Source organism: Nitrococcus sp. (assembly GCF_059432795.1).
In genome coordinates this window covers 1-6,636 of the sequence record NZ_JBXWZQ010000093.1, presented here as the reverse complement: position 1 = coordinate 6,636, position 6,636 = coordinate 1, and the positions used below count along the sequence as shown (strand labels likewise).

3 protein-coding genes and 1 pseudogene are annotated in these 6,636 nt (G+C 61.9%); all 4 read left to right on the top strand.

The genetic code is table 11. The annotated features are described in order from the left end of the window. Nucleotides 1–277: 277 nt before the first annotated feature. The 4 genes and pseudogenes from AC52Q4_RS07155 (at nucleotide 278) to AC52Q4_RS07140 (ending at nucleotide 6,139) form a co-directional block, all read left to right on the top strand. A complete protein-coding gene (locus AC52Q4_RS07155; RefSeq protein WP_495536113.1) occupies nucleotides 278–670 on the top strand; it encodes a glycine cleavage T C-terminal barrel domain-containing protein in 393 nt (130 codons plus the stop codon). 200 nt (nucleotides 671–870) lie between these two features. Next, nucleotides 871–1,983, top strand: a pseudogene (locus AC52Q4_RS07150) (transposase); the annotation flags it as partial. Nucleotides 1,984–2,427: 444 nt separating this feature from the next. Continuing rightward, nucleotides 2,428–3,843 carry a sensor domain-containing diguanylate cyclase gene (locus AC52Q4_RS07145; RefSeq protein WP_495536112.1) on the top strand — a complete coding sequence of 472 codons (1,416 nt, stop codon included), beginning with the start codon at nucleotides 2,428–2,430 and terminating at the stop codon, nucleotides 3,841–3,843. A 328-nt stretch (nucleotides 3,844–4,171) separates the two neighbouring features. Continuing rightward, on the top strand, nucleotides 4,172–6,139 hold the full coding sequence (locus AC52Q4_RS07140; protein ID WP_495536111.1) for an adenylate/guanylate cyclase domain-containing protein: 1,968 nt from the start codon (nucleotides 4,172–4,174) through the stop codon (nucleotides 6,137–6,139). Nucleotides 6,140–6,636: the final 497 nt, after the last annotated feature.

Sequence of the window (6,636 nt, the reverse complement as noted above, 5' to 3'; positions counted from 1 at the left end):
TATCGCCGCCACAATGCCGAGTTCGAAGGTGAGAAGCTGGTGCTCGAGCGGTTCAGGAGCGGTGCAGTGGCGAGCTACCGCCTTGTCGACGATCAGTTGAAAGGAGAATACGTCAACAGTGATGGCGAAGTGACCCCGGTCACGCTGCGCCGGGCCGAGGCTGGCTGACCGGTATCTGCTCAGTCGGCGGCATTTACGCCGACCTCACTGTTATTCGTTTGGAAGAGAAACGCAACCGGGTGGTGTGCGACGGTGACACCGGCCACCGCGACTACGTGTGGACGAAGCACATGACGACTTTTTCGGCAAGGAGGCTTACATCGAACAGCGCGAGCGCGCCCATCAGCCGGCGTACCTGCGCACTTTCACCATGCAGGACAACGTCGACTCGAATGGGTTCGCCCGCAACCCCGTGGGCAGCTGGCCCATCGTGGAACCGGAGACCGGCGACGTACTGATCGACGAAGTGGGTCGCCGGTCCTATATCACCTCTATTGCCTATGGGCCCTCAAGCGGCAAGAACATCGCCTTGGGTTACCTGCCGAAGGTTTACGCGGAAGGAGGCAGAATCCTCACCATGGAGTACTTCTGCGAGCACTACCCGTTCAAGGTCGAGGCGGTAGGCTACCGGGCATTGTACGATCCGGACAACGAGCGGATGAAGTCGTAGCGTTCGGCTGCGCCGCCCACGTATACATCTCATGTAGGAGCGGCTTTAGCCGCGATTGGGGGTTAATGGGCCAGCGCCCAACATGCTGACGTTCGACGTAAGGGAGTCGATCAGCAGACAAGGTTGACAGGATGTCTACAAACACGGCCAGGAAGGCCGATACAGGAAACGGCGAATGGCGCTACTAGCGCTGGCACTCCGAGCGCACTTTGCTCTACAAGCTCGTTGCCGAGCACTATCCCCGATTCCACGAGCTTTTAGCCGATCAGGGCCACTCGCTGCCGGAATACGTGCAGCGCGAGCTCGAGGACTTCCTCGAGTGCGGGATTTTGGAGCACGGCTTCCTTCGGGTCCGGTGCCAGGATTGCCACAGCGAGCGCTTGGTGGCCTTTAGCTGCAAGAGACGGGGCTTCTGCCCCAGCTGCGGCGCCCGGCGGATGGTGGAAAGCGCGGCGCTGCTGGTCGACGAGGTCCTGCCTCGCCTGCCCATGCGCCAGTGGGTGCTGAGCTTTCCCTTCCAGCTCCGGTTTCTGTTAGCGAGCCTGCCCGAGATCATGAGCCGGATGCTCGGCCTCGTCTACCGGGCCATCGAGACCCATCTCGTCCAGCAGGCGGGCTGCACCCGAGCCACCGCCAAGACTGGAGCTGTCACCCTGATCCAGCGATTCGGCAGCGCCCTGAATCTGAACATCCATTTCCACATGCTGTTTCTGGACGGCGTGTATCTCACAGACTATGAGCAACCGGTGTTTCGTCGGCTGCCGGCGCCGCCTCCCCAGACCTTGGAACAGTTGGTCCACACCATCAGCCAGCGCGTGGGCGCTTACCTGGAGCGCGAGGGCCTGCTGGTGCGGGACATCGAGAACAGCTACCTGCAGCTCGAGGCGTCTGAACAATCCGCCATCAACGATCTGCTCGGCCACTCGATCACCTACCGCATTGCCGTCGGTCCCCAGGCTGGGCGCAAGGCGTTCACGCTGCAAACCGTTCCAGCCCGGGAAGAAGATCGCGACAACAGCCAATTGGCCAAGACCGCCGGCTTCTCTCTGCACGCCGGGGTCGCCGCCAAGGCCCATCAGCGGCGCAAGCTCGAGCGACTGTGCCGCTACTTCGCCCGCCCGGCCGTGGCCACTGATCGGCTGGCACTCACCCCACAGGGGAATGTGCGCTACACGCTGAAAACGCCGTACCGGGACGGCACCACGAACATCATCCTCGAGCCGCTGGATTTCATCGCCCGGCTCGCTGCTCTGGTGCCCAAGCCGCGTGTGAACCTCACCCGATTCCATGGGGTGTTCGTGCCCAACAGCCGCTTCGGGTCGAGTCCAGTAGTTGCGGTCTTGAGGCATGATGTCCGATAGCCGCCACATAGCAGTCTTTCGATCACAGTACATCGAGTAACCGGATCCGGCCAAGAGCGGACGCTGAATAACTAGCAAGCCGGCGGTAAGGTCAATTTGGTCGCATCGAGGACACAGCGGTCGAGAAGCGGATCTTGAACGACGTCGCACACCGGGTCGAATCCCGTTCAGAGCACCCGCCTCCGGCCCGGGCCCCGTGTTCACACGCCCCATCGTATAGTTCTCGATGTTGACATTTCACTAACATCGCGTCGTTTGGCGAAAATCCTTCAGGCCGCCTTCTGGCGTCCCCTATCGCTCGCAAGCTACGTGGTGTAGCCTATTTAGCTCTTCTCGCAACGGCGCATTCGCGCCGGTTGCAGCATAACCACAAGAAACGAAACTCGAAATCCGGCCATGGCCTACCTCAACAACGTTCTTACCTCGCGGCGCCACGAAGACCGTACCCTGTCGGGACCAATCGTGCTTCTGGTTGTCGGTTTCGTTTACGTGGCGCTCGCTCAGTACATCGTCATCCTCAACGACCCGGTGGCGCTGGGTGCGGGGTTCTGGCCCGCGGCGGGCTTCACGCTGGGCACGTTGCTACTGCTACCTACCCGCCGCTGGCCCTGGGTGATCGCGGGTGTGGTCGCCGGCGAGTTCGGGGGTAACCTCGTCCATGGTTACCCCGTCGTGGGTAACGTGTTCTGGACACTGGGTAACTGCGCCGGTCCGCTGACCGGCGCCTTCTTCCTGCGCCGCTATGCCAGCGAGCAGGGGAGTTTGGTTCCGGTGCCCAAGTTGTTGGCATTTTTCGCGTTTGGGGTGTTGCTGGGACCGTTGGTCGGCGCCACCCTGGGAACCTTGGGATCGGTGCTGGGTGTGGGCAAACCGTTCTGGCTTGTATGGCCCAAGTATGTGGTCGGCGACGCCCTTGGAACTCTGGTCGTGGCGCCAATTCTACTCACCTGGGCAGAGGCCAGGATTCCGCGGCGATGGATGGAGTCCGTACTGCTCGTGGCGGGTCTGCTGGCGGTGAACCTGATCGCGTTTCGCAACTGGCCCGGGGGGTGGGACGTGGTACTGCCGTATCTGATCGTGCCTTTCCTGACCTGGGCTGCGCTGCGATACGGCGTTTTCGGTGCGGCCTGGTCGATCTTCTTCACTGCAAACATCGCTAATATCGCCACGGCATTCGGATATGGTCCGTTCGCGTTATTCGGAGAGGCGGCAGGGCAGGCGATAACCCTACTGCAGGTGTTCCTGTTAATTGTGGCGTCTGCAACGCTCGTGCTTGCTGCCCTCGTGAATGATTTGGTCGACCGCGTACACGCCGAAGCCGTGCTCGAGCATGACGCGCTGCACGACAGCCTCACCGGTCTGTACAACCGACGTGGGTTCGACAAGGCACTGGCCCGGGAGATTAGGCGGGCAGAGCGCGGCAATGACCCGTTGGCGGTGGTCATGTTCGACATCGATCGGTTCAAGTCGTGCAACGATACATACGGCCACGCGGTCGGGGACAATATTCTCAAGCAGCTCGCGCAGGTGGCGAACGCCCAGATGCGGGCCGGTGATGTGCTGGCGCGCTGGGGTGGAGAGGAGTTCATGGTGGTATTGCCTGGGATCGACGCGGAAGGTGCCGGAGTATTAGGAGAGCGGATTCGGTCGACGGTGGAAAGTGCCAGGGTGGACGGCCCCGGACGGGTTACCGTGAGCGTCGGCGTCACGGCGTATCGACAAGGTGATGGACTGGCCGACGTGTGCAATCGGGTAGACCGCGCCGTTTACCAGAGCAAGGAGCGGGGCCGCAACGCCGTGGAAATGATCTGAATGGTTGGCATGGCACTTCAATGCTTCCGGATGTTTTCCAGCCCGCCTTCGTTCATCAGCGTATCGTGCCCATATTAACCGCACCTCGGCTGCACGCCGGGAACCGGCTTTGCGTTAAATAAATTTTAGCGCTGGTCTGAATCAGCTGGCGACAAGCCTTTCCTTGCTGTGAAACCCTAACATGGTTTCTGGACCAATTATGAAAGGGCAGGTCAAGGGGATGATCCTTACTCTCGTACGGATCGAGGTTATATGCGTGCCGTGCTCAAGCTGTCGCGATACACTAGGCGCCGAATACCGACAAGCTTTATACGTCAGGGCACCGCTTATGCCAGACTCGAACGAAGAACACCTCGACGAAGCGCGCGAAGCTTACGAGGTCCACCAGTGGGAGACCGCCCTTAACCGATTGAAAAGCGTGGCTGCGAGCGAACCTCTGTCGCCGGAGGACGCCGAGAGAATGGCTTGGGCCGCCTGGTGGGGCGGCTGCTATGACGAGCTTCCCGACGCCCTCGAATACGCCAAGGCCCGCTACAGCGACACCGGAGACCATCGCGGCGCCGCTCGCATGGCCCTGCAGCTCGCTCATTGGCATTTTGACCGGCGCCATGATGCGGTATCCAGGGGTTACGCCCAGAAAGCTGCGCGTTTACTGGCGGAAGAGCCGGAATGCGGCGAGCATGGATGGCAGGCGTCGCTGCATGCGGCGGCAGCCGTAAGCCGCGGAGATTTCGAGACGGCGAAGAGCTGTGCCGAGCAGGCAATGGCAATCGGTAAGCGACTAGGAAACCGCGATGTCGAGGGGCTCGGGCTGCTTTGGCTGGGCCATGCGCACTTGATGGATCAACGGCTCGAGGCAGGCATGGCGCTTCACGACGAAGCGATGGCGCTCGCGATCAGCGATGAGCTGGGGCTGCTCGCCGCGGGGACGATCTATTGCAGTGTAATTGTTGCATGCCGGAACCGCGCCGACTGGCGCTGCGCTTCCGAGTGGACCGAGGAGAGCAGTCGATGGTGTGAGCGCGAGTCGGTCGCCTACTTCCCCGGTCTGTGCACCGTTCACCGCGCGGAAGTCATGCGGCAACAAGGTAACCTCGAGGGTGCAGAGCAGAATGCGCGCTTGGCGGGCGAGCAGCTGAAGGTCGCCAACCCACGCGTTGCGGGTTGGGCCTATCAGGAGATGGCGGAGGTTCGTCTCCGGCGGGGCGAGTTGCAGCCGGCATTGGACGCTTGCCGCCGCGCGCTTGAGCTGGGTCATGACCCTCAACCGACCTTGGCACGCCTAAGGCTGACCGAGAACGACTCCATGACGGCGCTGCGACTGATCGACCAGGCGCTGATGGACCCCGGCATCATCTCCCGAGAGAGCCGGATCCAACTCCTTCCCGTCAAAGTCTCAAGCGCGCTGGCGGTAGGGCACAAGGAGCCCGCCGATCAAGCAGCCGCGGAGCTCGAATCGTTGGCTGAACTGCTTGATAGCCCCGCCGGACAGGCCGGCGCTGTCGCCGCCCGCGCTGAGATCGACTTTGCCGAAGACCGGGTCAGCAAGGCGGCGGAAGGTTTTAAACGCGCTTGGCAGCTCTGGAACAAGGCGGACTCGCCATACGAGGCAGCGCACGCCCAGGCATTGTTGGCGACTGCTTTGAGAGAGGATGGCGAGGAAGCCAGCGCGATTATCGAGATGGATGCTGCCCTGGCGTCCCTAGATCGCCTGGGCATGGCGCTGGAGAAAACGCGCGGGGGCAGCCGACTGGCTGCACTGGCCGACTCGCGGGCAACGCCCTCCCATAAGGAGGCGCTCGTAAGAGCGTTGATGTTCACCGATATCGTGGATTCGACGAAGCTGATCGAGGCGCTCGGCGACGAAGCCTGGGACACCCTGCGGCAATGGTATCAACGAACCCTGCGACGCTGCTTCGAGGATCATGGTGGCGTCGAGAGCGACCATGCCGGTGACGGGTTCTTCGTGACCTTCTCGAACGTGGACACCGGCATTGCGTGCGCCGTGGATATTCAACGCGCTTTGGAGGACCACCGCATCCGGCATGGCTTTGCGCCCCAGGTGCGAATAGGCCTGCATGCCGCCGCCGTGGTCCGGCGCGAGAGGGAATACTCCGGGAGAGGCGTGCACGAAGCCGCGCGCATCGCCTCCGTCGCAGCCGGTGGCGAAATTATCGCCAGCCGGCAGACCATGAATGCCGCTCGGGATTCTCCGACTTTCTCGAACGAACGCACGGTCGAGCTGAAGGGGCTTGCCTTACCGATCACGATTGTCAGCATCGATTGGCAGGGCTGACACCGGTCCTCTCGCGTCGGCTTCGGTGGGCTCGGTGACTTCCTCAATCCAGATCTCGATCAGTAAGCTGTTGGAGTCACAGCACGGCGTAGGGGAAGCCACCGTCGCCAGAAGGCGCTTGGGTGCGAATACGCGCAGCACCGTGCCGCCCAACACGCCGGCCACTATCGGACTGGTGTCTGGTCGGTGGCGACCCGTATCGCGACGGCAACAATCACGGACACTGCGGTTCTTTTAATTTCCGCTTCGGGTCGATAGCAGAAGTGGCGTCCGTCGCTTCCATGCGCGCGCCACTAAACCCACCCGCAATTTGATCTCCGAATCCCAGATCCGGCGGAGCCGGCTGCCGGCCGACAGGGAGAGCCTCCCTGCGCCCACGGATCCGGATTTATAGACTATAATTTCAAAAATCGACTGGTGCGGTTCCCGGCGGAGGAACGTGGCCAGGACGCGAAGCCACGGGAACCGGCGACCAGCTCGGGAACCAAACCGACTGG